This window comes from Nocardia vaccinii NBRC 15922, assembly GCF_001613305.1.
GTDB classification, from domain to species: Bacteria; Actinomycetota; Actinomycetes; order Mycobacteriales; family Mycobacteriaceae; genus Nocardia; species Nocardia vaccinii.
This window is the reverse complement of the sequence record NZ_BDCC01000019.1, coordinates 233,992-257,694: the sequence shown is the minus strand read 5'-3', so window position 1 is coordinate 257,694 and position 23,703 is coordinate 233,992. Positions and strand designations below refer to the sequence as shown.

Annotated in this window: 46 protein-coding genes and 1 tRNA gene; 45 read left to right on the top strand and 2 right to left on the bottom strand. The window is 67.0% G+C overall.

The window, feature by feature from the left end:
* Entirely contained in the window at positions 1–1,071 is a 1,071-nt protein-coding gene (locus tag NV1_RS15260) for a fused (3R)-hydroxyacyl-ACP dehydratase subunits HadA/HadB (RefSeq protein ID WP_245713726.1), read from the bottom strand.
* Between the two features lie 298 nt (positions 1,072–1,369).
* On the opposite strand from NV1_RS15260, the gene NV1_RS15255 reads away from it, so the two are divergent.
* Positions 1,370–1,442, top strand: a tRNA-Asn gene (locus NV1_RS15255).
* On the opposite strand, the gene NV1_RS42155 is transcribed toward NV1_RS15255, so the two are convergent.
* A complete protein-coding gene (locus NV1_RS42155) occupies positions 1,404–1,652 on the bottom strand; it encodes a helix-turn-helix domain-containing protein (protein ID WP_281181831.1) in 249 nt (82 codons plus the stop codon). The genes NV1_RS15255 and NV1_RS42155 overlap by 39 nt on opposite strands.
* A gap of 186 nt (positions 1,653–1,838) precedes the next feature.
* Here NV1_RS42155 and NV1_RS15245 point away from each other — a divergent pair, with 186 nt between their 5' ends.
* The 44 genes from NV1_RS15245 (at position 1,839) to NV1_RS15040 (ending at position 23,662) form a co-directional block, all read left to right on the top strand.
* Entirely contained in the window at positions 1,839–2,051 is a 213-nt protein-coding gene (locus NV1_RS15245; RefSeq protein ID WP_067891344.1) for a helix-turn-helix domain-containing protein, read from the top strand.
* On the top strand, positions 2,048–2,257 hold the full coding sequence (locus tag NV1_RS15240; RefSeq protein WP_067891341.1) for a hypothetical protein: 210 nt from the start codon (positions 2,048–2,050) through the stop codon (positions 2,255–2,257). Before NV1_RS15245 ends, NV1_RS15240 begins: the two co-directional genes overlap by 4 nt.
* Positions 2,254–2,397 (top strand): hypothetical protein, encoded by a 144-nt coding sequence (locus NV1_RS43520; RefSeq protein WP_157116944.1) that lies wholly within the window; start codon positions 2,254–2,256, stop codon positions 2,395–2,397. Before NV1_RS15240 ends, NV1_RS43520 begins: the two co-directional genes overlap by 4 nt.
* Positions 2,394–2,675, top strand: a complete 282-nt coding sequence (locus NV1_RS15235; protein WP_067891338.1) for a hypothetical protein — start codon at positions 2,394–2,396, stop codon at positions 2,673–2,675. The genes NV1_RS43520 and NV1_RS15235 overlap by 4 nt, the downstream gene beginning before the upstream one ends.
* A complete protein-coding gene (locus NV1_RS15230; RefSeq protein ID WP_067891336.1) occupies positions 2,672–2,962 on the top strand; it encodes a hypothetical protein in 291 nt (96 codons plus the stop codon). The genes NV1_RS15235 and NV1_RS15230 overlap by 4 nt, the downstream gene beginning before the upstream one ends.
* Before the next feature lie 64 nt (positions 2,963–3,026).
* On the top strand, positions 3,027–3,464 hold the full coding sequence (locus tag NV1_RS15225; RefSeq protein WP_067891333.1) for a hypothetical protein: 438 nt from the start codon (positions 3,027–3,029) through the stop codon (positions 3,462–3,464).
* An 81-nt stretch (positions 3,465–3,545) separates the two neighbouring features.
* Positions 3,546–3,734, top strand: a complete 189-nt coding sequence (locus NV1_RS15220; protein WP_067891329.1) for a hypothetical protein — start codon at positions 3,546–3,548, stop codon at positions 3,732–3,734.
* On the top strand, positions 3,734–4,336 hold the full coding sequence (locus NV1_RS15215; protein ID WP_067891327.1) for a hypothetical protein: 603 nt from the start codon (positions 3,734–3,736) through the stop codon (positions 4,334–4,336). Before NV1_RS15220 ends, NV1_RS15215 begins: the two co-directional genes overlap by 1 nt.
* A complete protein-coding gene (locus NV1_RS43515; protein ID WP_157116942.1) occupies positions 4,336–4,512 on the top strand; it encodes a hypothetical protein in 177 nt (58 codons plus the stop codon). Before NV1_RS15215 ends, NV1_RS43515 begins: the two co-directional genes overlap by 1 nt.
* Positions 4,509–4,799: a hypothetical protein gene (locus tag NV1_RS15210; protein ID WP_067891324.1), complete on the top strand. Its 291-nt coding sequence runs from the start codon at positions 4,509–4,511 to the stop codon at positions 4,797–4,799. The genes NV1_RS43515 and NV1_RS15210 overlap by 4 nt, the downstream gene beginning before the upstream one ends.
* The gene (locus NV1_RS15205) at positions 4,796–4,981 is read left to right on the top strand and encodes a hypothetical protein (RefSeq protein ID WP_067891321.1); all 186 of its coding nucleotides are present in this window, start codon (positions 4,796–4,798) and stop codon (positions 4,979–4,981) included. Before NV1_RS15210 ends, NV1_RS15205 begins: the two co-directional genes overlap by 4 nt.
* Positions 4,981–5,262, top strand: coding sequence for a helix-turn-helix domain-containing protein (locus NV1_RS15200; protein WP_067891319.1), 282 nt, complete (start codon positions 4,981–4,983; stop codon positions 5,260–5,262). The genes NV1_RS15205 and NV1_RS15200 overlap by 1 nt, the downstream gene beginning before the upstream one ends.
* An 11-nt stretch (positions 5,263–5,273) precedes the next feature.
* A complete protein-coding gene (locus NV1_RS15195; RefSeq protein WP_169813328.1) occupies positions 5,274–5,795 on the top strand; it encodes a hypothetical protein in 522 nt (173 codons plus the stop codon).
* A complete protein-coding gene (locus NV1_RS15190; protein ID WP_067891313.1) occupies positions 5,792–6,625 on the top strand; it encodes a PD-(D/E)XK nuclease-like domain-containing protein in 834 nt (277 codons plus the stop codon). Before NV1_RS15195 ends, NV1_RS15190 begins: the two co-directional genes overlap by 4 nt.
* On the top strand, positions 6,622–7,638 hold the full coding sequence (locus tag NV1_RS15185) for a hypothetical protein (protein ID WP_067891310.1): 1,017 nt from the start codon (positions 6,622–6,624) through the stop codon (positions 7,636–7,638). The genes NV1_RS15190 and NV1_RS15185 overlap by 4 nt, the downstream gene beginning before the upstream one ends.
* Complete coding sequence (locus NV1_RS15180; protein WP_067891307.1) at positions 7,638–8,015, top strand: hypothetical protein; 378 nt, start codon at positions 7,638–7,640, stop codon at positions 8,013–8,015. The genes NV1_RS15185 and NV1_RS15180 overlap by 1 nt, the downstream gene beginning before the upstream one ends.
* Positions 8,012–8,302, top strand: coding sequence for a hypothetical protein (locus NV1_RS15175; RefSeq protein WP_067891304.1), 291 nt, complete (start codon positions 8,012–8,014; stop codon positions 8,300–8,302). The genes NV1_RS15180 and NV1_RS15175 overlap by 4 nt, the downstream gene beginning before the upstream one ends.
* Positions 8,299–8,688, top strand: a complete 390-nt coding sequence (locus tag NV1_RS15170) for a hypothetical protein (RefSeq protein ID WP_067891302.1) — start codon at positions 8,299–8,301, stop codon at positions 8,686–8,688. The genes NV1_RS15175 and NV1_RS15170 overlap by 4 nt, the downstream gene beginning before the upstream one ends.
* Entirely contained in the window at positions 8,685–9,416 is a 732-nt protein-coding gene (locus tag NV1_RS15165) for a hypothetical protein (protein WP_067891299.1), read from the top strand. The genes NV1_RS15170 and NV1_RS15165 overlap by 4 nt, the downstream gene beginning before the upstream one ends.
* Complete coding sequence (locus NV1_RS15160; RefSeq protein WP_067891295.1) at positions 9,413–9,754, top strand: hypothetical protein; 342 nt, start codon at positions 9,413–9,415, stop codon at positions 9,752–9,754. Before NV1_RS15165 ends, NV1_RS15160 begins: the two co-directional genes overlap by 4 nt.
* An 8-nt stretch (positions 9,755–9,762) precedes the next feature.
* Positions 9,763–10,011, top strand: a complete 249-nt coding sequence (locus NV1_RS15155; RefSeq protein WP_157116940.1) for a hypothetical protein — start codon at positions 9,763–9,765, stop codon at positions 10,009–10,011.
* A gap of 126 nt (positions 10,012–10,137) precedes the next feature.
* Entirely contained in the window at positions 10,138–11,055 is a 918-nt protein-coding gene (locus tag NV1_RS15150; protein ID WP_157116938.1) for a hypothetical protein, read from the top strand.
* Positions 11,048–11,551, top strand: a complete 504-nt coding sequence (locus NV1_RS15145) for a hypothetical protein (RefSeq protein ID WP_067891284.1) — start codon at positions 11,048–11,050, stop codon at positions 11,549–11,551. Before NV1_RS15150 ends, NV1_RS15145 begins: the two co-directional genes overlap by 8 nt.
* Before the next feature lie 154 nt (positions 11,552–11,705).
* Positions 11,706–11,933, top strand: coding sequence for a hypothetical protein (locus NV1_RS15140; RefSeq protein WP_067891282.1), 228 nt, complete (start codon positions 11,706–11,708; stop codon positions 11,931–11,933).
* The gene (locus NV1_RS15135; RefSeq protein WP_067891279.1) at positions 11,926–12,492 is read left to right on the top strand and encodes a hypothetical protein; all 567 of its coding nucleotides are present in this window, start codon (positions 11,926–11,928) and stop codon (positions 12,490–12,492) included. Before NV1_RS15140 ends, NV1_RS15135 begins: the two co-directional genes overlap by 8 nt.
* Positions 12,489–12,716, top strand: a complete 228-nt coding sequence (locus tag NV1_RS15130) for a hypothetical protein (protein WP_067891277.1) — start codon at positions 12,489–12,491, stop codon at positions 12,714–12,716. Before NV1_RS15135 ends, NV1_RS15130 begins: the two co-directional genes overlap by 4 nt.
* Positions 12,713–13,051 carry an HIT family protein gene (locus NV1_RS42150; RefSeq protein WP_218026980.1) on the top strand — a complete coding sequence of 113 codons (339 nt, stop codon included), beginning with the start codon at positions 12,713–12,715 and terminating at the stop codon, positions 13,049–13,051. The genes NV1_RS15130 and NV1_RS42150 overlap by 4 nt, the downstream gene beginning before the upstream one ends.
* Complete coding sequence (locus NV1_RS15120; protein ID WP_067891274.1) at positions 13,051–13,284, top strand: hypothetical protein; 234 nt, start codon at positions 13,051–13,053, stop codon at positions 13,282–13,284. Before NV1_RS42150 ends, NV1_RS15120 begins: the two co-directional genes overlap by 1 nt.
* A complete protein-coding gene (locus tag NV1_RS15115; protein WP_067891271.1) occupies positions 13,281–13,652 on the top strand; it encodes a hypothetical protein in 372 nt (123 codons plus the stop codon). The genes NV1_RS15120 and NV1_RS15115 overlap by 4 nt, the downstream gene beginning before the upstream one ends.
* A 2-nt stretch (positions 13,653–13,654) precedes the next feature.
* Positions 13,655–13,912, top strand: a complete 258-nt coding sequence (locus tag NV1_RS15110; RefSeq protein WP_067891268.1) for a hypothetical protein — start codon at positions 13,655–13,657, stop codon at positions 13,910–13,912.
* A gap of 2 nt (positions 13,913–13,914) precedes the next feature.
* Positions 13,915–14,151, top strand: a complete 237-nt coding sequence (locus NV1_RS15105) for a hypothetical protein (protein ID WP_067891265.1) — start codon at positions 13,915–13,917, stop codon at positions 14,149–14,151.
* 4 nt (positions 14,152–14,155) lie between these two features.
* Positions 14,156–14,494, top strand: coding sequence for a hypothetical protein (locus NV1_RS15100; protein ID WP_067891262.1), 339 nt, complete (start codon positions 14,156–14,158; stop codon positions 14,492–14,494).
* Positions 14,491–14,802 (top strand): hypothetical protein, encoded by a 312-nt coding sequence (locus tag NV1_RS15095; RefSeq protein ID WP_157116936.1) that lies wholly within the window; start codon positions 14,491–14,493, stop codon positions 14,800–14,802. Before NV1_RS15100 ends, NV1_RS15095 begins: the two co-directional genes overlap by 4 nt.
* A complete protein-coding gene (locus NV1_RS15090; protein ID WP_067891256.1) occupies positions 14,799–15,761 on the top strand; it encodes a hypothetical protein in 963 nt (320 codons plus the stop codon). The genes NV1_RS15095 and NV1_RS15090 overlap by 4 nt, the downstream gene beginning before the upstream one ends.
* Positions 15,758–16,015 carry a hypothetical protein gene (locus NV1_RS15085; RefSeq protein ID WP_157116934.1) on the top strand — a complete coding sequence of 86 codons (258 nt, stop codon included), beginning with the start codon at positions 15,758–15,760 and terminating at the stop codon, positions 16,013–16,015. Before NV1_RS15090 ends, NV1_RS15085 begins: the two co-directional genes overlap by 4 nt.
* Entirely contained in the window at positions 16,012–16,497 is a 486-nt protein-coding gene (locus NV1_RS15080) for a DUF6221 family protein (RefSeq protein ID WP_067891250.1), read from the top strand. The genes NV1_RS15085 and NV1_RS15080 overlap by 4 nt, the downstream gene beginning before the upstream one ends.
* A 211-nt stretch (positions 16,498–16,708) precedes the next feature.
* The gene (locus NV1_RS43510) at positions 16,709–16,900 is read left to right on the top strand and encodes a hypothetical protein (protein WP_157116932.1); all 192 of its coding nucleotides are present in this window, start codon (positions 16,709–16,711) and stop codon (positions 16,898–16,900) included.
* 326 nt (positions 16,901–17,226) lie between these two features.
* Entirely contained in the window at positions 17,227–17,619 is a 393-nt protein-coding gene (locus NV1_RS15075; protein WP_067891248.1) for a hypothetical protein, read from the top strand.
* An 85-nt stretch (positions 17,620–17,704) separates the two neighbouring features.
* Positions 17,705–18,121 (top strand): hypothetical protein, encoded by a 417-nt coding sequence (locus NV1_RS15070; RefSeq protein ID WP_067891245.1) that lies wholly within the window; start codon positions 17,705–17,707, stop codon positions 18,119–18,121.
* Between the two features lie 130 nt (positions 18,122–18,251).
* Positions 18,252–18,548 carry a hypothetical protein gene (locus NV1_RS15065; protein ID WP_157116930.1) on the top strand — a complete coding sequence of 99 codons (297 nt, stop codon included), beginning with the start codon at positions 18,252–18,254 and terminating at the stop codon, positions 18,546–18,548.
* 478 nt (positions 18,549–19,026) lie between these two features.
* Complete coding sequence (locus tag NV1_RS15055) at positions 19,027–19,383, top strand: hypothetical protein (protein ID WP_067891236.1); 357 nt, start codon at positions 19,027–19,029, stop codon at positions 19,381–19,383.
* Complete coding sequence (locus NV1_RS15050) at positions 19,373–21,166, top strand: terminase (RefSeq protein ID WP_067891233.1); 1,794 nt, start codon at positions 19,373–19,375, stop codon at positions 21,164–21,166. The genes NV1_RS15055 and NV1_RS15050 overlap by 11 nt, the downstream gene beginning before the upstream one ends.
* A gap of 1 nt (position 21,167) precedes the next feature.
* The gene (locus NV1_RS15045; protein ID WP_067891231.1) at positions 21,168–22,670 is read left to right on the top strand and encodes a phage portal protein; all 1,503 of its coding nucleotides are present in this window, start codon (positions 21,168–21,170) and stop codon (positions 22,668–22,670) included.
* Positions 22,667–23,662, top strand: coding sequence for a VG15 protein (locus NV1_RS15040; protein ID WP_067891228.1), 996 nt, complete (start codon positions 22,667–22,669; stop codon positions 23,660–23,662). Before NV1_RS15045 ends, NV1_RS15040 begins: the two co-directional genes overlap by 4 nt.
* Positions 23,663–23,703 lie beyond the last annotated feature (41 nt).

The window sequence follows — 23,703 nt, the reverse complement described above, 5'->3', positions numbered from 1 at the left end:
TCAGTCTTGCGCCAGACGGACTTTCATCGCCGTGCGGTGTCCGAATATCCTCCGGCCCCCGCTGGTGGCGTTCATCGCGATCACCGCGGTGCCGGTGTCCGGGTCCAGCGATTTGACAGTCCCGGCGAGAGCGATCGTCGCACCGCGCAACTGCTCGACGTAGACCGGGTTGGCGAACCGGACCGAATATTCCTGCACCGCGCTCGGATCGCGCAGCCAGGAGGTGATATGACCGGCGGCGATGCCCATGGTCAGAACACCATGCGCGACAACGGTATCGAGCCCGACGAGGACAGCGAACTCGTCACTCCAGTGGATGGGATTGCCGTCGCCGGAGACACCGGCGTAGTTCACCAGATCCCCTCGGCTCAGGCGGACGCTGCGTTGCGGTAACTCCTCGCCCACCGACACCTCACCGATGCGGCGGCCACGCGGCGCGGGCGATTCGACGGTCATGAGCCCATCACGGCCGGGCTGAGGCGTCCGGACGGGCGTGGTGGGACCGGTCCCATGCGTGCGCTCGGGCACCATACTCGACATATCGTGCGCGACCAGGCGGCGCGCGGTGTCGGCGAGCGTGTCGGCGGTGTCGTCGCGATATCCCAGGAACAGCGTGCCGTACGCGGTGTGCACGAGTTCGTCGCGCTGATTCGACACGCGGGTCACCAGCACCATCATGTCGCGGCCGCGTACCTGCCGGAACGAGTCCAGCGCTACTTCGCAGCTCAAACGGTCACCTGCCACGATCGGCCGATGGAATCGCATGATCTGATCGGTCTGGATCATCTGACTCAGGTCGTATCCGATCGCGATCTGTTCGAGCAGTTTGCGCTGTGCGTGCATAGTCATCGGAGAGACGAATGTCAGCGGTGCCAGCAACCCCCCTGATCCCGAAGCGAACTCGTCCTTCTCATCGTGATGTGCGGGGTGGTAGTCCTGAACAGCCTTGGCGTATTCGCGGATCTTCTCCCTGCCGACGACATAGTGATCCTCGGCGATGTAATGGTGGCCCACCATTGCCGTCGCATGTGTGGCCGGGTCCGGTGACTCCAGAGTCGCTAGATGCTCCACGGGGTTAACATACGGCAAATAGGTTGTCCGGGTGGCCGACTCGCGCCAATGCATACGAAAACGGCTCCGTCGACGATGACGACGGGGCCGACGCGCATCTCAGCCCGCGGTGATCCGCTCGCAGCCGACCGTGCCGTCCGGCGAGATCGAGCACTGGAACCACCACCCCAACCCCACCACTCCCACCAGCCCCTCCCTACTCATCCGAACAACTCCCAGGTAGAGGCACGATTTGGGGTCGCGACCAGCGATACGCTAAAGTTTCTCCTCGGTCGCCCGATACGGCAACCGGGAGCAATCCCCTATAGCTCAATTGGCAGAGCAGCCGACTGTTAATCGGCAGGTTTCTGGTTCGAGTCCAGATGGGGGAGCTTTGCCGACAATCCCTCCTCCGGTCCTCCATCCGGGTGGGGGATTTTTCCTGTCTTCAGCCATTCGAACGGCACCCCCGTGCGCAGCGCCCAGAGGCGCAGCGTTTGCACGCTGGGTGTGATCCGGTCGCTCGTCCAAGTGGTGACGGTCGACTGCCCGACGCCGAGGTACTCGGCCATCTCAGCCCGCGATATGCCGGCCAACTTCATTCCCTTGGTAAGTCTCTCCCCCAGGCTCTGGGCGAGTTCGGACGGCGTGTAGGCCATCGTCTCTAGTGCGTCGCTCATGCACTAATTATTGCGGGTTGGGTCACCGTTGCGCAACAGTTGATGCACCGCGTTTCAGCAGACCGACAGCTATTGCACGACCATTAGCCATTGTGCAATAGTTGGCGTATGGACATCCCAACAGACCTCCTCACCTCCGAGGAGGCGAGCAAGTTGCTCGAGGTCGACAAGAGCACCCTGATCCGCTGGGTGAGCAGCGGAGACGTCAAGCCCGTGCGCAAGCTGCCCGGCAAGACCGGCGCGTTCCTGTTCGAGCGCTCCGACATCGAAGACCTGCGCGATCGGCGTGCCGCCGAGAACGCGGAAGCGGCGGCGTCGTGAGCATCTACTCTCCGGAAGCCGCGCGGGCGTTCGGATTTCACGACGACATCCACCTGGCCAAGGTGCTGAAGGGTGAAGCGCCGTCCGCGCTCGCCGACCACGTAGGCCGCCTCACGCCCGAGCAAAAGGCGAAGCAGGACGCGAAGCTGCGCCCGTTCATGGTCGGCACGCCCGAGTACTACGAGCGCACGGGCCGACGCCGGTGAACCGCCGCCAGATCCCGACATGGCGTGACTTCGGACAGCGTCACGCTTTCGGCCTGTGGCTGGCGGCCGCGAGCGCGGTCGTGTTCGTCACGCTCGGTATCGCGTGGCTGCTCACCGCGACGATGGGCCCGCTGTCGTGATCACGCTGTTCGCCTCCGCTGCCGCCATCTGCGTCGTGGCGGCGGTCGTGGCCATCCATAAGGCGAACATGGCCAGCGCAGCCGCCGAACTGGCTCGGCAGCGTCTCGCCGACGCCAACGCCGAACACCGCCGGGCTGCCGAGAAACGCGCCGCCGATCCGGCCCCGCTGGAAATCGACCGCGGCAACGTCCGCCCGCTGCGCATCGTCCACCTGCACGAGCGCGACGAGCAGCTCGCCGGAGCGATCCGCCGGCACCCCGCAGGCGGTGCCCGGTGAGCGACGTCCACGTCAGCATCTCGCTCAACCTTGCTGCGGCACTGGATGAAGCGCAGATCGTTCTGGTTATTCGCCCCAGCTCTCTGGGCCCAGAAGGCTACCAACTCACCTATTTCGAAAGGGACGAAATCGCCGTCCCGTCCGACGTGGTCGCTCATCTCCTGCGCCAATACGCCGACCAGCACGCGCAGGCACATGCAACTCAATCGTCCCCTGACGCAGATCAGGAGACCGTGCGCCCGGCGCAGGCTGATCCGCTCCATGCGCCGGGCAGCACGCCCAACTGACCCCATAGAAAGCCCCGGCGAGGTCGTAGCTCGCCGGGACAGTGAACACCCTTCAGGAGAAAAGATGTTCAACATCCAGCGTGCCGCACTCGTCGCCGTCGGCGCTACCCTCGCGGCCGTTTCGCTCGCGGCCTGCAAGCCGGACTCCGCGTCAGGCGAGTACGCGGCGAAGTACACCGACCCGAACTTGTCCTACGTCGCCCCCACCTCCGAGATGCCGATCGCGCCGACCACCACGACCGCGCCGAACCCGCTGACCACGGACGGCCGCTGGCTGATCGGGACCGGCGCGGACCAGATCGCCGCCGGAACCTACCGCGCAACTCCGCACGGCTACAACGGCACCGGTTACTACGAGGTCTGCGCCGATTTGGCGTGCGAGATCGGGACGCCCGGCTTCATCAAGAACGACTTCCTGACCGGCCCCGACTTCATCGTGATCCCGCCCAACGCCGTCGCGGTGAAGGTCCAGGACCTCACCCTCACCCGCGCCGACAACTAACCCCCGAAATGGCCGGGCGCGCTCCAGCATCCACCGCAGAGCGCGCCCTCTAGGCCACAAACGAACGGAAGGACTATAGCAGTGGCACACCACATCAGACACAACGGCAGCGTCCAGGAATTCGCCGCGCACATGATCACACGCCTCGGCGGCATCCTCCACTACTCCGCCTACGCCGAGCCGAAGCACGCGGCGGCCGAGGCGGCTGCGGCCGAATGGGATACGCCGGACGCCTGGGCGGCGAAGCACTCCCGCAAGGCGGGCGCGTGATGACCGAGGATACGAGCCCCATCGGGGCTGCCGAGATCACCACGAGCCGCCAGCAATGCGTCGTCGAGACCGCGTCGCTGCGCGTACCGGACGGCGTCGACGAATTCTATCTTTCCGATCTGCGCCAGCTCGTCGATATTTCGGCGCTGATCCCTGGTGATGCCGTCGTCCGTCCGCGCCACGACGGCATCGACATCACGTACACCACGACCGTCGACACCGTCCGGGCCCCCGAAGTCGACGAGCCCGCTGCCGAGGCGGTCCGCGTCCCGAGCGATGACGCGATGGACGATCTGCGGGCCCGCCTCGCCGCCGTCGAACCGCGGCCGACTCGACCACCCGCGATCGTGCCCGCGGCGACCGGCGAAAGCGTTCCGGTAGAAGAGGTTCGGCGCGTCGTGGAGCTGATCAGGCAAGCCACCGGCGAGAGCATCCGCGCTATCGCTGAGATGGTCGACATTCCGCCGACGTCGCTGATCTCGCTCATGGCGCCCAGTTGGAAGCACTCGACCGCGCGCCGCAGCACCTACGACAAGCTCGGCCGCTTGCTCGACGAGCTGGCCGCCGAGGGATCCTCCGACCGCGCCAAGGCGGTGAGCTGATGGCCTGGTACGAGCCCTACGAGAACGCGCACCAGCGCGGTGCGCGCATGCACATCCGTCACGCGCATTCGTACGAGGCGAACTGGTGCGAGTACTGCCTGCAGGTGCACGCCGTGCGCGCTGCTGAGCTGAACTCCGCTCCGCTGTCGGCGATGACCGGCGGGAGCGTGCAGTGAGTGAGTTCACGTTCGTTGCGGAGCTGCCCAAGCCTTCGCCTCGGCCGCGCCCGGCCGCTAGCTGGGGCCGCGAGAAGTCCGCCATGCTGCGCCGATTCGCTGACGCCCTGCGTGCACGCCCCGGCGAGTGGGCCATCTGGCCTACCTCACTGACACCCAAGAGCGCAGGACAGGTCCGCGTGCGCATCTGTCGCGACATCTTCCCGGCTCTGCCAGCCGACGAGTTCGAAGGCCGCTCGGTCAACGGCGTCGCGTACGTCCGCTACATCGGCGGGAGCATGCAGTGAGCGACATCGAGTTCATCGGGAGGCGGCTCCAGCCGTGCGCATCGTGCGTCGGCACCGGCCTCGACGATCCCCGCGACGACTCCGATTGTGACGCCTGCGGCGGCACTGGCGCGCCCACCGTCGACGGCCCCGAGGACTACGCCGCCGACCGTGAGCGCGACGAGCAGATCGGGGTGTGGTGATGGACGCACATTCGCGATTTGTCCGCAACTTCATCTCGGCGCGCAACGCCCTCGAGCTGACTCACCAGCACGTCGCCCAGCGCATGCGGTACAGGCTCGGGCGCGGCTGGAATGCGGCCACGGTCACCAACTTCGAGCATGGCCGACGCGCGGTCACAATCCCGGAGGCCGAACAGCTGGCCGTCGTCGTCTGCGTGCCGTTCGATCGCATGTTCACCGAGAGTGCCTCGAAGATCGCCCGGATCGCCCAGCTCAACGCACGGACGGGGGCGATCCGGTAATGCCCGCCGAGATGACCGAGCACCAGCTCGAGGTACCGCGTCTCGACGCGAAGACCGTGACCGCCGCGCGGCTCACTGTCGCCACGCACGCGCTCGACGCCGCCGACTGCGCCGACCTGCTCGACATGCTTGGGTTGCGGCAAGAGGCGCTGTGCAGCGAGTGCCACGAACCCATGTCGCGGCCCGCGCCGGACGGCCGCGATCACCGTGAGGGCACGGGCGGCGTGTGCTCGCGGTGCCACTCGAAGCTGAAGCGCCGCAAGGCGACCCGGGTGTGCGACTACGGGCACCGCATCCCAGCCGACGACAAGGTCTGCGACGTGTGCCGGGAATACCTCCCGATCGGCGAGCTGCACATGGTGATCGAGCGCATCAAACGCGACACCGGGTGGAGCACCTACAAGATTGCCCAGGAGGCGGGGCTCAGGCCACCGAGCCTCATCTCTGCACTCACCCCGAGCAAGGCACAGAAGAGCATCCGGCGGTACACGTATCAGGCCGTGCTGCGCGTCGCTGAGGAGCTGAGCGCATGAGCCACGGTGCACCGAGCGATCCGGACTTCTACAGCGGCGTTCCGGAGTCGGTCTATCACGCGGACCGGGACTCGATCTCGTCCACGCAGGTGCGTCGCCTGCTCGAGGTGACACCGCACCGCTGGCTGTGGGAGCGGGACAACCCGAAACCGCCGTCGGACGAAATGGATTGGGGCACCGCGGTACACACGCTCGTGCTCGGCACCGGCACGTCGATCGTCGACAGCGGACACCAGCTGTGGAACTCGAAGGACGCCAAGAAACGCGTCGCGGAGATCCGGGCCGACGACAAGATCCCGATGCGGCCGAAGGAGTACGCGGCCGCACACGAAGCCGCGGACCGGATCCGCGCACACCCGGTCGCGGCGAACCTGCTCGCGTCGGGCGAGCCGGAACTCTCGGCGTGGGTGCGTGACCCGGACACCAGCGTGATGCTGCGGGTGCGCGCGGACTGGACGCACTGGACCGGCGCGAACAGCGCGGTGATCGCGGACCTGAAAACCTCGGCCGAGCCGGGCCCCGACCAATTCATGTGGAGCGTCGAGAAGTTCGGCTACCACCGGCAACAGGCGTTCTACCAGAAGGCGTTTCGGCTGCTCGGTGTGACCACCGGGTTCGTGTTCGTGGTCGTGTGCAGTTCGCCGCCGTACGAGCCGTACGTCGTCGAGCTGCCGGACCGCGCCGTCGAACTCGGCGAGCGCGACAACGCTCGCGCGCTCGAGATCTACGCCCAGTGTCTCGCCACCGGGGAATGGCCGAGCCACGAAACCTGCATTCACGCAATCGACCTGCCCACTCGGGCTTACAAACGGGAGGAATACGCCCAGTGACCACCGAACTCGATATCACCCGGCCGTCCGCTGGTCTCGCGCTTGCGCCTGCCGCGAACATGGCCGCGCATCTCAACGACCACCTCGCAGCACTGCACGCCGCAGACCAGATCGCGGCCCTCATCCACAAAACGGTCCGCGCCTACGACGGCGGAGTCGACAAGGACGGCAAGAAGCGCGGCGGCCAAAAGGAAGCCGCGGTCGCGATCTACCACGGCCAGCTGATCGGCCTCGACCCGATTCAGTCGCTGCAGAACATTTTCGTCGTGCACGGCACGCCCTCGATGTACGCGCGCACCATGAAGGCCCTCCTCATACGCGCCGGTCATCAGGTCGAGACCGTCGAGAGCAACGACCGCCGGGCCATCGTGCGCGCCAAGCACCGCGCGGCCAGCGAATGGGAAGAGTCGACCTGGACGATTGAGCGCGCTCAGAAGGCCGGCTACACGTCGAATGCGAAATACCGGACCGACCCCGAAGGGATGCTGTACGCCCGCGCGCTCGCCGACGCCTGCCGCCGGGCCGCGCCTGACGTGCTGCTCGGTATGGCCTACTCGGCCGAGGAACTCGAAACCGATCAGGTGCCGGTCCGGGCGACCTCCGAGCGCATTCACGTCGCCGAGGTTCTCGATCAGGACGACACAGCCGAGGCGCCGAAGGTACAGCAGTGGCAGGCCCCGGCGACCGATGTGCAGACCGAGGTAGCGCCGCCCACCCAGCCTGACCAGGACGACCACGCCGCAGCCGCAGGTGAGCAGGAGACCGTCCCGCCTGAGCCGATGAGCACGGTCGCCCAGCAGCGTAAGGTCGCGATCCTGCTCGAGCAGCACGGCGTCGAGGACAAGGACGCCAAACTGGCCTATCTCGCCGAGCAGTTCAAGCGCGAGTTCACCAGTTCGAAGGAGCTGACCAAGCGCGAGGCGTCCGAGCTGATCGAGTTCCTCGAGCGGCCCATCGAGACCGGCGACGCTGCCACGCAGCTGCCGATGGACGGCGCGGAAGGCGGCGAGTGATGCCGATCCAGACACTCGAGCAGCTCGCCCTGGCGCGCAAGGTCCGCGACCACATCAAGGCCCATCCGGCCGAGCATGCTCAAGAGAATTGGTTCCGCGCGGGCGACCACTCCTGCGGCACAACAGCTTGCATCGCCGGATGGACGGCGTACTTCGACGGCGCGGAGCTGATCATCGGACTCGACGGCTACGTGGACCACGTGGAAACAGAATCCGGTGCGGGCGAGCATGTCGCCGACTACGCCCTCCGCGCACTCGGGCTCGACCGCGACGAGGGCGAAGAGGAGTTCTTCTACGACGACAACGCGCAAGCCCTCGAATACCTCGACAAGCTGATCGCCGACGGCGAGGCCGCGGTGAGCGGGGCGACCCGATGACCGCCCCCGATCCGCTGGCCGAAGCCACTCGATTGCTCGGGCTGCCTGCGCAGTGGGACAACCCGATTGAGATCACCAGCGCCGCAACCGCTCTCGCTCTACTCGGCATCGCGCCGCTGCTCCGCGAACTCGTCGAGCAGCAGAAGCTCGCGAACGTGATTGCCGCATACCAGAGCCCGGCCCGGGATGACTTCCTGACCGTCGACGAGCAGGAAGACGCGGCCGTCTACGTGAACGGCCGCGTCAACGACATCGTGTACCGCCTCTCTGGAAGCGAGACAGCGTGACTACCACTCTGCCCCCACATATCGCGCGCCCGTCGCGCGATCTCGTCGGCCCGGTCGTCTACTTCCGTAGCCAACCGGTCGCGGTCACCAGCTCGCCGCCGCGCGACACCGCCGACCCTCGGTACGACCGGTGCACCGATCATCACCTCGCCTGCGACTGCCGCGAGGCCGAGCAGAACGAGCAGCTCGCCGAGAGCCGGATGGATCGGTTCTATCTGCGCGACCAGCTCGAGGTGGTGATCGTCGACCACCCGACCGAGGTCTACATCAACGGCGATCTGCGCCCGGACATGTGCTGCCAGTGCGAGGGCTGCAAGCTCGCGCGCTCGCTGAGCCTCGTTCCCTTCCGCAACGTCCGCTACCTCACCATCGGGAGCCGAGTATGACCACTCTCATCGTCGGTACCGCCGACCTGCGCCAGGCGCTCACCGCGGTGCGTCCGCATGCCTGCACCGACCCCGAAATCCCCGAGCTCACGCGGATCCGGTTCACCATCGGCACCGAGAACCTCACCGTCACCGCGACCGACCGGTTCACCGCCGGCCTCGCGATCGCGTCCACATGGGAGCACGACGGCGAACCCGGCGAGATCGTCGAGCTGCTGCCCGATGACACCGCGAAGATCCTCGCGATCTTCAAGTCCGGCAAGGAGTCCGGCGACGACAGCCCGCAATACCTGCTGCGCCTGGACGTCGACGCCGAGCATGTCACCATCACCGACTGCTCCGGCATGATCGACGGCCGCCGGTTCCGGATGCCCAGGCTCGTCACCGAAAGCGCCCTGGACTCTGTCCCGGACCTGATCCAGCGCGCCCACTCCGGCGAAATGGTGCTGCTCGACGACATCGAGAACATGACCGTAAGCGGCGATCACCTCGGCCGGTTCAAGGTCGCCGCCAGCACCTACAAGGAGCCGCTGAGCCTGGAGACGCGGACGCTGGCGACGCACCGGTCGGTGTCCATCCTCATCCGCTGCGGCGAGTCGTTCCTCGGGCTGATGATGCCGACCCGGCTCACCGACGAAAGCCTCGTGCGGTCGCGAGAATGGGCCGACGGATGGACCGCGCGCCTGCCCGAGATCGTCAGCGCCGCGGCGGGAACGGGTGCGTCGTGAAGACGTACGAGGAGTACGAGAAGGGCGCCCAGGCCGGGCGTCCGTTCTCGAACTCCACCACCTGGGAGACCTGGCAGTGGAACGTGTGCCTCGGCCGCGAGATCCCCGAACGCCGGTGCGTGAACGACGACGGTGAGCCGGAGAACAACTGCCCGCTGATCCTGCTCATGCTCGACGACAAGACCCCCGCCCAGTGGCACGTCGAACACCGGCCGCACTGCACCGAGAAGACCACGCCAGCCGAAGCGCGACGCGCCGAACGCGAGGCACAGGAGGCGGCCGACAAGGCTGCGCTCGAGGCGGCGCACTACCCGATGTTCCCGGCGGGTGAATCGTGATGGACCGCATGGACATTCGCGTCGCCGCAACCGCCCCGGAGGCGCGTCGTATGCGCGCCGCCGCGGCGGACCTGAGCACCTACGGGCACGTCTCCGTCGTCGTCGCGCTCGACCCCGACAATCCGGCCGCCGTACGCGCCGAAGTGGAGGTGACGCCCGGCGCGCCCTGCTGGGCGCACGCGGCGAAGGTGCTGCGCGAGATCGCAGGGGCGCTCGAGGAGCGGCACGCGGGGACGCAGTGCGGGAGGCATCAGTGAACCCATCTCACGCCCCGTAGATCGCGATGCCCGGCAGCCCCACCGTGGGCGCCGGGCATCACATCGCATTCGTACTACCGCGCCGATATCGAAAGGAGGTGAACCGCCCGAATGACATGGTTCCGCGTGGACGACTCGTTCTATGACCATCCGAAGGTGCTCGACGCTGGCGTCGCCGCGATCGGATTGTGGACCCTTGCGGGCGCGTACTGCGCGCGTCACCTCACCGACGGAGTGATCACCGACCGGCAAATCCGAGCCATCGGAGGCACCCGCAAACAGGCGGCAAAGCTGGTCGAAGTAGGGCTCTGGTCGTGCGACGACGCGTCGCCGAACGCGCGCCGATACTTTTTCAACGATTGGTCAGAGTATCAGCCGTCGCGCGCCGACGTGACGACGCGACGCCGAGACGACGCCGAACGCAAGCGCGAAGCGAGGGCCAAGAAGGCCCGCGAACAGCAGAAACGCGAAAACGTCCGGCCGGACGTCCAGCCGGACGGCGCGCAGACGCGTCCGGACGTGTCCGACGACCGTCCGCTCTACCCGACCCGACCCGACCCATATATAGGCGCTGACGCGCCTACTAGTGGTCCCGTTCTCGACGTAGCTAACGACCGCGCGCACTCGCGCGGCGACGAGGGGCAGACGGCAACCGCCGGCGGCACCCTCGTGCCACTGCGGCCGCCACGCGGAGGACGCGAAGTCGCCGAACGCCTCAACGCCACCTCGCACAGTCCCGAAGCGCACTCCATCGCCCGCCAGTACGAGCAGTCCATCGGCGCCCGCGTCCCGGGCAACGTGCTCACCGATATCGCGCAGCGCGTCGACGACTGCCTCGCCAGCGGAGTCGGTGTCGAGCAGATCGCCCGCGGCCTCGTCGCCTGGCACAACTCGCCCATCACAGCCACATCCCAGATCCCCAGCTTCGTCAACAAAGCCGCGCCGAAGACCGCCCAGAACGGGCACGGGAAGCCCACCACGCGCGCCGTCAGCGCGATGGAGCTGGCCGAGCAGATGATCGCCCAAGGAGTCACCCGTGAATGACATCGCCGCCAGCGACAGCGCGATGCGCGCCGCGGCCGCGGCCTGGTCCCGAGCACGCATCTACGACGACAAGCTCGGCGATCCCGACACCGCCCGCCTCGCCGCCTGGGCCGAATCCATCGAACGCTGGAAGCTGGAGACCCCCGACCTGCTCGAGGCCGTGAACCGCTACTACGAGGGCTGCACGGACGGCCGCACCATCGGCATCGGCGACCTGCTGCACCACGCCCGCGAAGTCCGGCGCCAGCGCGCCGAGAGCGAGAAGGCCGCGCAGGTGCACGCCGAAGTCGTCACCGCCGCAGCGCTGCCCGGTGCACCGTTCCGCGTCGCCGGTGATCCCGTCTGGGCTGCGTACGACGTGAACGGCGCGATCGACCGCGAATGCCCGCGCTGCCACGCCGCACCGAACGACGCCTGCATCACCGCACGCGGCACGGCGCAGAAGATGCCCTGCGTCGCACGCCTCACCGGCAAATCCATCGTCCAGTCCGTCTGAGCCCCAACCGAACTCGCAAGGAGAACCACCGCAATGCGTGACCTGCTCGCCATCCTCGCCTACCTGCACCTGCTGCACGAGACGCCCGGCGTCGTGCCGCACGCCGTCGAGATCCCGCTGCGCGTGCTGTCCGTCCAGCACTGGGGGGCGTGAGATGCCGCGACAGCTGACCACCGAAGAGTTCCTCAACGTCGCGTTCCGGAAGTTCCCCACCGAACGCGAGGAGTACGCCCGCGTCTGGAACGCCGCCGCGGACGCCTTGACCGCCTACTGCGCCGAGAACAGCCTGCCCCGACCGCGTTTCAGCGCACGCAACCGCTTCGGCAACCGCGTGTGGCGCGAACTGTGCCCCAACAGCGAACTGGGGCGTGGCGATGTCTGAGATCACGGTTGTCGCCAGCCAGGTCGAGCAGCAGATCGCCGAATGGCGCAGCGTCGCGCAGGCCGCGCACGAGGAAATTCTGCGCGGCGTCAACTTCGGCCCCGCATGGACACGATTCGCCGGCGACTACGGCTCCCCCGCTTCCGTGCTCGCGCTGCTGGATGCTTTCGACGCCGTCCGCGAGCATGTAGCCGCGCTGCGAGCCGCTGGCCCGTCCACGGCCACGCTGGCCGGTCGCAACGACGGCTCTGATCTTGCTGCGTCGCCCAGTGATCCGTATGAGCAGCACGCCGAGGTGGTCACCGTCGACGGCCATCCCGCGCTCGTACATAGCGACCAGCCGCTCGAGGCCGCAGGCCGCGCCGCCATCGAGATCGTGATCCGCGCGGCCCGCGAAAAGCTCGCCGACGATCGGCCCACCGACGAAGACCTGCAACGGTGGGCCGAACGCATCACCCGCATGCCGATGAGCAGCGCCCGATCATGGGCCGGGCGACTGCTCAACGAGCTGGTCATGGAGCGACAGCGCAACGCCGCTCGGAACGGTGATGCGAAGTGACCGACACCTTGCTCACCTCATGTGTGCTCCCCGGCTGCCGTACGCCCGTGGCGCTGGTCGGCGATGTGTGCGACGGCTGCATCGAGGCATTCGGGCCGATGCTCCAGCACGACCCGGACGGCCAGCGGATGACCGCCGATGAAATCGCCGAGCGCGACCGCTCGATTCACAACGTCTACGCCTGGCAAGCCCAGCAACGACGAAACGCCGAGGTGACCCCGTGACCAACCCGGACTGCCCGTTCTGCCAGCGCATCACCCTCGGCCAGTACGTCGGCCGCGTCAGCGGCGTCGCCTGGTTCGAACCACTCAACCCGGTCACGCCCGGCCACATGCTGTTCGTGCCCGTCTGGCACGCCGAACACCCGAGCGCGAAAGCCGTCCGGAACGTGATGTTCTGCGCCGCGCACTACGCCGCCGGACGCGGCGAGGACTACAACCTCATCACCTCGAGCGGATCCGCTGCCACGCAAACGGTTCCCCACGTTCACGCGCACTATGTGCCCCGACGCGAGGGCGATGGGCTGCACCTGCCGTGGACCGGACAGGGGGCGCACTGATGAGCCGAGGCCAGAAACCGCGGACCCTCGCCTACTTCCCGCGCATGCGAAACCGCAACCCCGGGCGCGAACGCCTGTGGACGTTCGTCGCCTACGACCAGCACCGGCAGCCGATCCACCGGCCGCGCAGCGCACGCCACCGGCGCACACCGCCCGCTGTCGCGTGCTGGTGCGGGCCCAGCAACGAGCTGCCCGCGGAGTTCCTCGCGTGGCTTCGGGAGGGACACCGATGACCCGTTCCCGCGCCAGCGCCAAGACCGCCGGCACCCGCCACGAAAGTTCGATCGCCGCCTACCTCGCCGAGCACGTCGACGACCGCATCGAACGCCGCGCGAAAACCGGTGCTAAAGACCGTGGCGACCTGTCCGGACTGCGTGCGCCCGGCGGCGGCCGGATCGTCGTCGAGGCCAAGAACGTCACCCGCACTGCGCTCGCCGAATGGGCGGCCGAGGCCGAGGCCGAGCGCGGCAATGACGACGCCCTCGCCGGGGTCGTCATCCACAAACGGCACGGCGTCGGCGACCCCGGCGCGCAATGGGTGACCTGCACGCTCGCCGATCTCGTCGCCATCCTGACCGGCCGCCGACCCGAGGAGCACTGACCATGAACGAATTCCGCACCGAGACCGGCGAAACGGTCCGCGTCGGCGACCACTTCCGCGACAGCCGCAAATCCAACATCCGCACCCTGCGCGTCGACTCCATCGAAACACGCCACGCAGGCGAGCACGCGTACGTCGTCGCGCACTGCGTCGTCGTGCGCCAGGAGTACGACGGCGAGGTCACCACGCCGATGCGTTCCACCTCGATGGACGCCGACCGGCTCCTCAGCCGCGCATTCGTGCGCGCGGGGTTGGACTGACCGTGTTCGAGATTGGTCTCATCGCCGCGCTCGCGGCCGTCGCCCTGGGCAGCCTCGGGCTGTTCGTTGCCTGGCGCGGCGGCCACGTCGGCCCGGAGCCCGACGAGCACGCCGAATGCCGGTGCGGGCACCCGTATTACGCACACTCGCCGATCTTCGACCTGTGCGAAACCCCGATCCCGCACACCGGAACGCACTGCCGGTGCACGCAATTCCGGGCGCCGGCAGGGCGGTCGTGAACTCATGCTGCGAGCCTTCGGCGATCTCGTGCTCGCCTGGATCTGCAACATGATCACTGGTTCAACCGGCGGAATGGTCGACCTGCGGCCGTGGGCCGACGAACTCACCGCGCAGGCCGCAGGCACGCAGCAGGCGCTTAACGCTGTAAACCCGCATCCCGAACGGCAGCTACCGCGCCGGTTTGAGGCGTTCACCGACTGTCCGAAATGTGGCCATTTCGCTTGTCACTCACTGCGCGTCCCCGGGGCGCGACCGCAACCGGCTGCGCGGTCCAGCGAACTGGTCGACATCGAAGTAATCCGCACCTGCACTCAGTGCCAGCACGAATGGGGAATGACGTGAGCGACCTGCCCGACCGCGCCCGTGAATTCGCGCGCATCTACACCGACCATGCCGTCCTGAGCCCCGGCGGCAAACAAGAACTGCGGCAACTGCTCAACGATCTGGCCGACGAGTTGGAACGCTTGTACAGCGACGACGCCGGAGCACGACGCCGCCAAATGGGGGCCCGGCTCGAACAGCGGGGCGCACGAACACTCGGCCGCCGACTCGCGCGAAACATCCGCGACGGCAACACCGTCGACTACGACGACCTCGGGCTGAGCGAGGACGAACTGAACGTCGTGCTGAACGAGGAGGGGCGGGGATGACCGCCATCGAATGCGCCGAATGCGCACGGCCCCTCGGCCACAACGCCGTCATCTGCCGCAACTGTGTCGACGGCCTCGCCGAGCAGCTGCTCATGGTTCCCGCGCTGATCGGCGAACTGACCGTCACCCGCGCCGGACTCGGCCGCAGCGGCACACCCAGCATCGGCGGACGACCCTCGGAGCCGCCGCTACCCATCCGCGCCACCGGGCGCGGACGTCGCATGATCGGCGACAGCGCCGTGCTGCGGCTCGAAACCGCCGTCATCGGGTGGGCCCGGGTGATCAGCGAAGAACTCGGCGTCATCCCCGCCGTGAATGTCGCCTACCTCGTGCAGATGACCCAGGACCGGCGCAGGCTGCCCGACTGGCCCGTACCACGGCCGGACGCCGCCGCATTGGGACACCCCGTCTCAGCGGTCGAACAAGCCGCCGTGTGGCTCGCCCACCACCGGCGCGAGATTGCCATGCACGACGCGGCCGACGAACTCGCCCGCGACGTGTCCGGCGCGATCGGGTCACTCGCCGCCATCATCTGGCCGGCCGAACGGCAATACCTCGGACTGTGCACCACCAAGGACGCCAAAACGTTCGAGCCGTGTGGGCAAGAACTGCGCGCCGAGATCGGGCAGGCGTACGTGCACTGCCGCCGCTGCAAATGGCGGTACGACGTCAGCGAACTGAAAGCCGAAGCGCTGGAGCACGCCGACGATCGGCTGTTCAAGGTCGCCGACCTGCTGCGCGTCATGGACGGATTCGGGCAGCCCATTGCACGCAGCACCCTGTACCGGTGGGCGCGCGAACGCCGGATCGAACCACGCGGATGGGAACACCGCGACGAATACGGGACCAGGATCACCGACCACCGGATCGGCGAGAATGACGTGCAGGTGTACCGGCTCGGCGACGCACGGAAACTCGCCGCCGGAGAACACGCGAATCAGGGAGGATCAGCAGCGTGAGCACACCAGGACAACCCAGCGACCTCGAGGCGATGGCGAACGCGCTCGTACTCATCGAAGACCTCCGCATGTCGACCGCGCTGGAAGACTGGGAGCTGATCGTGCCCGAGAATCTGCTCGTCGGCCGCGTGGTCGCATGGGGAATCCCCGTGCGGCACATGCCCGGCATCGACTGCGTATTCGTCGCCAAACGGGTCGAAATCCGCGACAAGCCGTTGTTCAGCCGCGAGCTGTTGGGAGGACCGAAAGAGTGACCATCGAGGAATTCATCGAGGCTCGGCTCGCCGAGGACGAGCAGATTGCGCGATCCGCGATCGACCCGGAACGTCCTGGTATGCATTGGTGCTGGGAAGACGGCGAGAGAGATCCGTTGCAGCCTGGGGTTGAGGTGGAAGGGCTGGATACCCACCCGATTTCGCTGCGCACGGTCGAGGAGTATCCGACACGCTCCGTGGGCCCGCTGCCTGCGTTCATCCTCGCCCAGGTAGAGGCGCGCCAGCAGGGCGGCTTGTGGCACATCGCTCGGCACGATCCGGCGCGCGTGCTCCGGCAGTGCGCGGCGATGCGGAAGGTGTTCGAGGAGGAGCATTTCCCCGATGCCCGCTCGTGCTACACCTGCCACGAAATCGCCGACGGCCCGTACACAAACCGAGTGCCGTGGCCGTGTCCGACCGTGCGCGCTATCGCGGTCATCTGGTCCGATCATCCCGACTACCAGGAAGAATGGGAAGCATGAGCCGCATAGCTTGCGAGACAGACGGTTGCGACTGGGCGGTACACGCCGAGATCGGCACGGCGGCACTGGACGCATACGCCAGGCACCTGAGCACCGACCCGCGCCACAGGAACGGGGAATGGATCGACCGCGACGGCCGCGAACGGCGAGGGCTGGAAGTGTTGCCCGAATAGGGCGTGTCGCACCGCGATCGGCGATACCGTCGGTAGCTGTGAAGTTCCAGAAACGCCAACCACCAAGCCTCCGGTGGTCGCAAACCCTGAGCATCGCCTCAGCCGTCGCATGCGGAGCGCTTGCCGTGGCCGCGTTCTGGAACGGCGGCATCTTCCTCGGCCTCGTCGCACTCCTCGGCGTGTGCGGAGCGATCTACGAATTCGCGACGCTCGACAGCGAAACCGAATAGTCTCGACACGTCACCGTATGCAGTGAACCCGAAGCCCCGGAACGAACCGCCGGGGCTTCACTCATATCGGACATCAGACACGCGGGCCAGTCACGTTGCCTACCAACCGCGCGATCTGATGTACTCTTGGCACAACAAACCGCTGCTGACTACCCGACCCCGAAATCGGACAGCAGCGGTTTTTTCATGCCTCGAACCCCCCATCCCCGACCTCGGAGGTCACCCATGCTCGTCACCTTGTCCGCTGCCGCCGGTGCATCGCTGCCCGCCCTCGCGAGCGTCATCGGGACGCTGGTCAGCGGCCTGCTCGGCATCGTCCTCTGACCATGATCTTCGGCATCGGTGCCGTAATCGCGAAGTGCGACGAGATCCTCGTCGCGCTCGCAAACCAGAGCAGCCGAGTCAACCTCCTGCACAACAAGATCGGAGAATTCATCGTGTCCAGCCAGCAAGACGCCGACCAGCTCGCCCAGGCCATCGCCGACGTCGAATCCAAGTGGGAAGCCTGGGCGTCCAACGCTCAGACCGTCCTGACCAACGTCGAGAACGCCCTGACCGCGGCGCAGCAGCAGGCCGCCAACGGCGGCACCGTCGACCTCACCGCCGCGCAGAACGCGCTCGCGCAGGCCCAGACCGCTGTCGGCAACCTGCCCACCGAGACCGACCCCACCGTCGCGCCCACCCCGGCGCCGACGCCCGACCCGAACGCTGGTGCCTGATCATGAACCTGCTCGAATTGGCCTGGCAGGCGCTGAAGTCCGATGACTTCGCGCTCGAGAAGTTCGTCGCCGGACTGCTCGGCCTGTGACCACTGGTTACGACCTTGTGCGCGTCACCTGGGTGGACGCGCACAACAACCAGGGCGCATGGATGACCGCCGACGAACTCGCCGGGTTCGCTCGCGACGAGGCATACCGCGTCACCCAGGTCGGCTACAAAGTGCACGAGGACGATTTGTGCATCGTGCTCGCCGCACGGTTGTCCACGCCCAGTTCTGAATACGGGCAGTCGTTCGGCATGTGCGAGCGCATCCCGAAGAAGCTGATCGACAGCGAGGTGCTGATCCAGAGCGCCGAACCCGGACCGTTCCGGATCGGCTGGATCGAGCGTCCCTACCCGGCAACGAAGGGCGTGCACGTCACCTGCTCCGATCCAGCCGACGCGGTCAAGCTCGCCGAGTCGGTGCGGGACAGCTGGAACGGCCTCAACCCGATCGTGTGAAGTCGAGTGGCTGTTCGCTCCGGCTAGCACAGAACAGGTCGCCATCCCAGTCGGCTGGCTGCCCGCACCGACCAAACGGGTCGCCGTAATCGTAACCCGCTCGAAGCCCATCGCATCGAAGGAGATCGCCATGGCAATGAGCAAGCCGCGCAAAGGCGTCGGTAGCGGTAGCGGCACCAGCTCCAACCGCACCGCATCCGGCGGCGTCAGCGCCACCGCACGCGCCAAGACCGGCAGCGGTAAGGACAAGTCGTACCCGCTGCCCGACAAAGCCGCGGCGAAGTCCGCGATCAACCTGCGGCACAACGGCAAAGACATGAGCGCCTCGCAGGTGCTCAACAAGGTTGCGCGCAGCAAGTTCGGCAAGGATCCCGAGATCAAGGCCAAGCTGGAGCGGGCGCGCAAGGTAGACCGCGGCGGCAAGTGATGGCGTGGGAAGGCAGCGACCGACGCGCGCGGCTCCCCGCCAACTGGCCGTCCATCCGCGCCCAACGGCTCGAGATGGACGGCCAACGCTGCACATGGACCACCCGCGGCCAACGCTGCACCGCGGTCGCGGTCGAGGTCGACCACCGCGACGCCAAGACCGACGACCATCGGATCGAGGCACTCCGAAGCCTGTGCCGAGAACACCACGCGGCGAAGTCCTCAGCCGAAGGCAACGCCGCCCGCGCCGCCCAACGCGCACGGCTCCGGCTGCCCGTCGAAGACCATCCCGGGCTGCGGCGCCGACACCGGCCGCGAGGCCCTGGGGGGTGACCCCCGATCGGTCCGCAGCCCTACCGGGACGCATAGCACTCCGGATCATGCGTGCGCCGTTTCCGGGTTTTGCCGCAGCTCGCCGCGGCCGATCCGCTCCCCCCGCGCCCTGGAGGCGCTGAAACAGACCCTGGAGGTCGACCGCCATGGCGAAAGTGACTGCCCCACGCAATCTGTCGGCCGCCGGCCGGAAGCTGTGGACGAAGATCACCACCGATTACGATCTGCGCGCCGATGAGCTGCGTGTGCTCGAGGATGCGTGCCGAGAGTCGGATCTGATCGACACGCTGGAGGCCGAATCACGCGGCGCGCAACTGGTTGTGCAGGGTTCGACGGGCCAACCGGTGATCAACCCCCTGATTTCAGAGCTGCGCCAGCATCGTTCGACGTTGGCGTCCTTGTTCCGTCAGCTGAAGCTGCCGGACGAGGGAGCGAACCCGGAGGCTCGCTCGGCGAGTGCCCGCGCCGCGGCGAACGCTCGCTGGTCAAGGCGTGGCGCGTAGCCGCTCTGCGGCACTGATCTCGACTCCGGAAGACGATTTCGCGGAGATCATCGCCTGGTACGAGGAACAGCTCGCTACCACGGTGCCGCCCCTCGATCTCGAGTGGGAACCGGTCAAGATCGGCCCCACATGGCAGTGGGATCCCGCGACCGGCTGGCATCTGCCAGAGCACACGCTCGGCTGGCGGGTGCTGGCCTGGTGCGGGAAGTGGCTGCGGGACAAGAAGGGCGAGCCCTGGCAGTTCACGCCGGAGCAAACCCGGTTCGTGCTCTGGTATTTCGCGATCGACGAGCACGGCGATTTCCTCTACCACTCGGCTGTTCTGCAGCGACTGAAGGGCTGGGGTAAGGATCCGGTCGCGGCGTGTCTGTCGATGGCGGCGTGTTTCGCCGAGGTCGTGTTCGATCACTGGGACGGCGACCGTCCGATCGGGCGTGAGGAGCCGGACGCGTGGGTGCAGATCGTCGCGGTGAACCAGGAGCAGACGAAGAACACGATGAAGCTGTTCCCGTCGCTGGTGCCTGCGGAGACGCGGGCGCACTACGGGATCCAGATCGGGAAGCTGAACGTCTGGGGCTTGGGGGACACCAGGCAGATCGAGGCGGTGACCAGTAGCCCGCTGGCGATCGAGGGTGGCCGGCCGAAGCTGGTGATCCGCGCGGAGATCCAGAACTGGAACAAGTCCAACGGCGGCCATGAGATGACCGGCGCCCTGGAGGGTAACGCGGCGAAGGCTGCCGTCGAGTCACCTGCCCGAATCCTGGACATCTGCAACGCCTACCGGCCTGGTGAGGACTCGGTTGGGGAGCGAACCCGCGAAGCGTACGAGGCCACGCTCGGCGAGGACGCGCGGGCAATGGATTTCGGGTTGCTGTACGACTCCCTCGAGGCACCACCGGATGCGCCGTTGACCATCGAGGCGGCCCCCGAGGTGCTGAAAGCGATTCGGGGCGACAGCGTTTGGCTCGATGCCCGGCCGACAGGCCGCATCGTGAAGTCGATCATCAACCCGAACAACAGCGTGAACGAGTCTCGCCGCAAGTGGTACAACCAGGTCACCGCGACCGCGGATGCATGGGTGGATCCGAAGTGGTTCGAGATGTGCACGGCGAAACCGAAGCCCGAGATCGGGCCGCGCGAGCCGGTGGTGCTGTTCTTCGACGGCTCGAAGTCCGACGACTCGACCGGGGTGGTCGGGTGCCGGATCTCCGACGGCTACATCTTCGTCATCGGCGTCTGGGAACGGCCAGCGCAGGTGCAGGTATGGACGGTCAACCGTGACGCTGTCGACCACAAGGTCACGAAGGCCATGGCTGAGATGAACGTTGTTGGCCTGTGGGGTGATCCGTCCGACGCCCGCGACGACGAGACCGGCGAACGGTTCTGGGAAGACCTACTCGACGACTGGGCGCGCCGCTGGGGCGATCGGCTGCTGCTCCCGGCGGTGAAGTCCGGCGACAGTGCCCACAAGGTCATCTGGGATATGCGTGCGGTGCGGCATCAGCAGGCGTTCGTCGGCGAGTCGGAGCGCGCGATCACCGATATCCGCGAGAAGACGTTGACCCACGACGGCAACCGAAAGCTGATCCAGCACACCCGCAACGCGCGGCGCCGGCCGAACAAGCACGGCGTCTCGCTCGGCAAAGAGCACCGCGAATCGGCACGAAAGGTCGATCTCACGGTGTGCATGGTCGGGGCCCGGCTGATGCGCCGCACATACCTGGCGTCCGGCATCAAAGAGCAGAGCAATCAGGCCATGTTCATCGGCAAGCGCAGGAGGTGAGATGGCACTGAGTGCTCAGGCAGCGATCGACCGCGCCAAGGAGCTGTTGTCGTTCGGCGCGATGCCACGCGAGCGCGGCCCGGTCGAGCCGAAGGCGATGCCGCCCGAGACCGCGCAGCAGGTCGCATTGAATCTGCTGATGGGCGCGAAAGCGTATGAGGAGCCGCGGCTGGCGCGGATCTCTGCGGCGTTGAAACCGAACAAGCGGCACGACGAACTGGGTATCGAGATTCCGGACGATGCGCCGGAGAAGATGAAGCGGCTGGCCGAGAAGGCGCAAGCGAACTTCTTGCCGCTGATAGTTGACGCGTTCTCGCAGGTCATGACCGTTACAGACTATATCGCGTCCGACACGAAGAAGACCTCGGCGGCGTGGCAGTACTGGACCCGCAACCAGATGAACGCGCGCCAGACCGGCCTGCACCGGTCGACGCTGAAATACGGTGCGTCGTATCTTGTGTGCCTGCCCGGCAACAACGGGCCGGTGATGAAGGGCGTCAGCCCGCTGCACATGACCGCGGTCTATCAGGATCCGGTCAACGACCAGTGGCCGATGTTCGCGCTGCAGACCGACCGGCGTCTGATCTACCTGTACGACGAGGTTGCCGAATACATCCTCGGCATGGAGAACATGCCGACCTCGAGCTTCGGATTCCCGAACTGGCAGAACGTCTCCGACATCACGTTCATCGAGTCCCGCGCGCACGGCGCCGGGGTGTGCCCGGTGGTTCGATACCGCGACTCGATGCTGCTTGAGGGCGAGGAGCAGTACGGCATCATCGAGCCGCTGCTGTCGATCCAGAACCGCATCAACGAAACCAACTTCGGAATGCTGGTCACCCAGTTCTTTTCGGCATTCCGGCAGCGATACGCAATGGGCTGGTGGCCCGAGAGCGAGCAGGAAGCGCTGCGCGCCACCGCATCCGATTTGTGGCTGTTCAAGGATCCGAACGTCGAGGTTGGTCAGTTCGACGAGACCGACCCGAAGTTCTATGTCGCGGGCAAGGATGACGCGGTGCAGGACCTGTCCAGCATCGCGCAGGTTCCCGCGACTCAGCTCGGCGTCTCCCAGATCGCGAATATTTCCGCCGAGGCGCTGACCGCCCTCGAGGAAGGCAAGACTCGCAAGGTCGACGAGATCACGACGAGTCTCGGCGAAAGCCACGAGCAGGCGTTGCGGTTGTGCTGCCACCTCGACGGAGATGAGGCCGGCGCGTCCGACTTCGAGGCGCGAGTGCGGTGGAAGGACGCCACCGCGCGCGCTCTGGCCGCCACGGTGGATGCCCTGGGCAAGATGGGCCAGATGCTCGGCGTGCCCGATGAGCTGCTGTGGGAGGACATCCCGGGCTGGGATCACTCGAAGGTGGCCCGCGCCAAGGAGATCCGCACCAACGCCGATCCGCTCGAGGCCCTGTACTTGCAGGCCGCGCAGGGTGCGCCCGCGGTCGCCCGCGGTATCCAGGCCGAGGAAGCTGTCGATCCGTCCGGCCAGCCGGGGCAATGACCACTCCCGAGATCGTCGGCGTCGACTATGCGGCGGCACGCGCGGGGACGGTCAGCGCTTCGCAGCTCGAATACGCCGAGTCGGTGATCTCGTCGAACATGATGCGGCTGGTGTCGCGGATGATGCGCAAGTTCGGCATCCCGCTCACCCGCCGCGACCGGACTCAGTTCGCGGAACGGCTGTATGCGCCGGTGCAGGTCGCTCGCGGCCAGTCTTATGTGCTGGCTGTCCGGAACATGGAGCATTCGGCAGCTGTGGCCGGTGAGTCGATCCCGGATCCAGCGCCGATCGCCCCATATCAGCCGGACGCTCTGGTGAAGATCCTCGAGCGCACCACCGAACCGGTGCAGAAGATGATCGACGAGGCCAAGCCCGGACGCCGCGCAAGCGTGACGATCACCACGCCGGTGCCGCGCCGGGCGACGGTGAACGCGCCGAAGGTGACGGTCGTCGAACGCCGGACGAACGTGTCGATCCCGAATCTCGACGAGGGCCCGAGTTCGCCTCGCGTGGTTGTCCGGATCGCGGAGAGCACGGGCGAAGCGGTTGCGCGGCATGCGCGGCAGGCCGGCCGGGACGCGATCCTGCGGACTGCGGATGTTGCCGGGTCGGCGATCGGTTGGGCGCGAGTGACTTCCGGCGCGACACCGTGTCCCTGGTGCGCGATGCTCGCCAGCCGCGGACCCGTCTACCGGTCCGAACAATCGGCGATCTTCCGGGCGCACGATCAATGCCACTGCCGCGCGGTCCTCGTCTTCCGAGGCCACGAATGGGAGGGCGAAGACTCCTACCAGCGGTGGAACGCGCTGTGGACCTCCGCGACGAAGGGCAAACGCGGCAAAGACGCGGTGCGCGCGTTCAACCGCGCGGTTGTCGCGCAGCACCGCCAGCACCACGCCGGAGTCCGGGCGCTGCACGCCGAGTACGCCCGGCAGATGTTCCCGATCCTGACCAGCGCGGATCTGCGCCGGTCGCTCGCGCATCACCACTAGACGTTCGCGCCCCGGAGGCGCGGCATTTCAACACCCATCGA

Coding starts and splice junctions, on each gene's coding strand:
- NV1_RS42155 (WP_281181831.1), bottom strand. CDS start 1,652: ATGAAGTTGGCCGGCATATCGCGGGCTGAGATGGCCGAGTACCTCGGC.
- NV1_RS15245 (WP_067891344.1), top strand. CDS start 1,839: ATGGACATCCCAACAGACCTCCTCACCTCCGAGGAGGCGAGCAAGTTG.
- NV1_RS15225 (WP_067891333.1), top strand. CDS start 3,027: ATGTTCAACATCCAGCGTGCCGCACTCGTCGCCGTCGGCGCTACCCTC.
- NV1_RS15215 (WP_067891327.1), top strand. CDS start 3,734: ATGACCGAGGATACGAGCCCCATCGGGGCTGCCGAGATCACCACGAGC.
- NV1_RS43515 (WP_157116942.1), top strand. CDS start 4,336: ATGGCCTGGTACGAGCCCTACGAGAACGCGCACCAGCGCGGTGCGCGC.
- NV1_RS15200 (WP_067891319.1), top strand. CDS start 4,981: ATGGACGCACATTCGCGATTTGTCCGCAACTTCATCTCGGCGCGCAAC.
- NV1_RS15195 (WP_169813328.1), top strand. CDS start 5,274: ATGACCGAGCACCAGCTCGAGGTACCGCGTCTCGACGCGAAGACCGTG.
- NV1_RS15190 (WP_067891313.1), top strand. CDS start 5,792: ATGAGCCACGGTGCACCGAGCGATCCGGACTTCTACAGCGGCGTTCCG.
- NV1_RS15180 (WP_067891307.1), top strand. CDS start 7,638: ATGCCGATCCAGACACTCGAGCAGCTCGCCCTGGCGCGCAAGGTCCGC.
- NV1_RS15175 (WP_067891304.1), top strand. CDS start 8,012: ATGACCGCCCCCGATCCGCTGGCCGAAGCCACTCGATTGCTCGGGCTG.
- NV1_RS15165 (WP_067891299.1), top strand. CDS start 8,685: ATGACCACTCTCATCGTCGGTACCGCCGACCTGCGCCAGGCGCTCACC.
- NV1_RS15155 (WP_157116940.1), top strand. CDS start 9,763: ATGGACATTCGCGTCGCCGCAACCGCCCCGGAGGCGCGTCGTATGCGC.
- NV1_RS15140 (WP_067891282.1), top strand. CDS start 11,706: ATGCCGCGACAGCTGACCACCGAAGAGTTCCTCAACGTCGCGTTCCGG.
- NV1_RS15135 (WP_067891279.1), top strand. CDS start 11,926: ATGTCTGAGATCACGGTTGTCGCCAGCCAGGTCGAGCAGCAGATCGCC.
- NV1_RS15120 (WP_067891274.1), top strand. CDS start 13,051: ATGAGCCGAGGCCAGAAACCGCGGACCCTCGCCTACTTCCCGCGCATG.
- NV1_RS15115 (WP_067891271.1), top strand. CDS start 13,281: ATGACCCGTTCCCGCGCCAGCGCCAAGACCGCCGGCACCCGCCACGAA.
- NV1_RS15110 (WP_067891268.1), top strand. CDS start 13,655: ATGAACGAATTCCGCACCGAGACCGGCGAAACGGTCCGCGTCGGCGAC.
- NV1_RS15100 (WP_067891262.1), top strand. CDS start 14,156: ATGCTGCGAGCCTTCGGCGATCTCGTGCTCGCCTGGATCTGCAACATG.
- NV1_RS15090 (WP_067891256.1), top strand. CDS start 14,799: ATGACCGCCATCGAATGCGCCGAATGCGCACGGCCCCTCGGCCACAAC.
- NV1_RS15075 (WP_067891248.1), top strand. CDS start 17,227: ATGATCTTCGGCATCGGTGCCGTAATCGCGAAGTGCGACGAGATCCTC.
- NV1_RS15065 (WP_157116930.1), top strand. CDS start 18,252: ATGGCAATGAGCAAGCCGCGCAAAGGCGTCGGTAGCGGTAGCGGCACC.
- NV1_RS15055 (WP_067891236.1), top strand. CDS start 19,027: ATGGCGAAAGTGACTGCCCCACGCAATCTGTCGGCCGCCGGCCGGAAG.
- NV1_RS15045 (WP_067891231.1), top strand. CDS start 21,168: ATGGCACTGAGTGCTCAGGCAGCGATCGACCGCGCCAAGGAGCTGTTG.
- NV1_RS15040 (WP_067891228.1), top strand. CDS start 22,667: ATGACCACTCCCGAGATCGTCGGCGTCGACTATGCGGCGGCACGCGCG.